The sequence below is a fragment of the Caldivirga sp. UBA161 genome (genome assembly GCF_002506515.1).
Taxonomy (GTDB): Archaea; Thermoproteota; Thermoprotei; order Thermoproteales; family Thermocladiaceae; genus Caldivirga.
Genome location: NZ_DAXS01000049.1, coordinates 13,378 through 14,855 on the forward strand (window position 1 = coordinate 13,378; position 1,478 = coordinate 14,855).

Annotated in this window: 2 protein-coding genes; one reads left to right on the forward strand and one right to left on the reverse strand. The window is 38.8% G+C overall.

Going from position 1 to position 1,478, the window contains the following annotated elements:
- The first annotated feature begins 254 nt into the window (after nucleotides 1-254).
- Nucleotides 255-965 (forward strand): B3/B4 domain-containing protein, encoded by a 711-nt coding sequence (locus BP896_RS05450; protein WP_291766543.1) that lies wholly within the window; start codon nucleotides 255-257, stop codon nucleotides 963-965.
- An 11-nt stretch (nucleotides 966-976) separates the two neighbouring features.
- Here BP896_RS05450 and BP896_RS05455 read toward each other — a convergent pair.
- Nucleotides 977-1,478: hypothetical protein (locus BP896_RS05455; RefSeq protein ID WP_291766545.1), on the reverse strand; the 502-nt coding region annotated here is incomplete at its 5' end.

Consider the following 1,478-nt stretch of genomic DNA (forward strand, 5'->3'; position numbering starts at 1 on the left):
AAGCCAAACCCCCTAAGGCTTAGGAGAGCCACCAGCACGGTAGAGGTACTAAATTAAATAATAAAACGTTACTTAACCCATAACTTACTGCATATTTATTAGGTACACTCCAGGTGTTGGGTTCATTAAATGTATTAATACTTAAAGGTTTACTTAAATCATATTCCTACTAATAATGAGTTAGTTCCCTTGGTCATCATTATGGTCCTTGATTTTGAGGAAGCGTTTTTAAGCTAATGGGAGGTAATACTAGTATGCGCATATTCATACATAGTTCGCTCAGTGATCTGGAGCTTTCAATGGCTGTTGGTGTAGTGGTGGGTGTTAATAATAGGGTTAATCCCCCTGAGTTAAGTAAGATAATTAGTGATATTGAAGATAGCATTAGGAAGTCAATGAGTATTGAGTCGCTTAAGGATGATGAGTTAATAAGGCTCTACAGGAACTTCTACTGGAGGCTTGGCATAGACCCCACTAAGCAGAGGCCTGCCCAGGAGGCTTTAATTAGGAGGATACTTAAGGGTAATGGGTTACCTAGGATTAATCCACTGGTTGATATAGGTAATGTAGCTAGTGTTAAGTATAAGGTCCCAGTTGGCTTATATGACTTGAGGAGGATTGGGCAGGTGAACTATATTGTGTTAAGGAGGGCTGCTGATGGTGAATTATTCACACCCCTTGGTTCACCTAAAATGGAGTTGACCAGGAATCAAATAGTGCTAGCTACGAATGACGGTAGAATACTACATGTTTACCCCTACAGGGATTCAGAGCTAACTAAGGTTGATGAATTCACCAGTGACGTATTAGTAATAGTGGCCGGCATAAGGAATATTAATGATAATGTACTGCTCAGTGCCTTATCTGAAATTGAAGCTCTATGTGAAACACTACTTAACGGTAAGGTCCTAACACATGGTTTAGTTAATAATAATAGGTCACTGGAATTCAATATTAAGACCTAGATTTTACAATACTACTTCCTCGACCACCTATATAAGGCGACGCCGCCCCATATTAATGCGCCAGCTATGATGAAGGGTATGGCTATGAGTATTAATGCAGGTAATGAAACATGAATAGTACTACTTGGGGTCCTTGCCTTAGTAACTATATTAACCATGATTAATGCGTTCTCACCTACTATCTTGTATGGCCATATTAAAATCGATTGATTAGTGATTGTTGCGAAGCTTGTGTAATTGCCTGAAAAGATGGATTCATTAGTTACGTTAATCCAAGCAATGGGTCCATATTCTTTTAATAATGAATTATTAAACCAATTAATGTAAGTATATCCCCTTACCGACGAAGCATTGGCCACCTTAAAGAAGGCATTAACTGCTGTAACAGTTACTTTACTGTAGGTTACTGGGCTCATTGGGCTTATGGCTAACGCCATCATCGTATTATTTACAGTAATAGTAGCAGTGAAGCCACTATTGCTTACTGATGATAAGGTGAAGAGTGAGAGTGGT

Coding starts and splice junctions, on each gene's coding strand:
- BP896_RS05450 (WP_291766543.1), top strand. CDS start 255: ATGCGCATATTCATACATAGTTCGCTCAGTGATCTGGAGCTTTCAATG.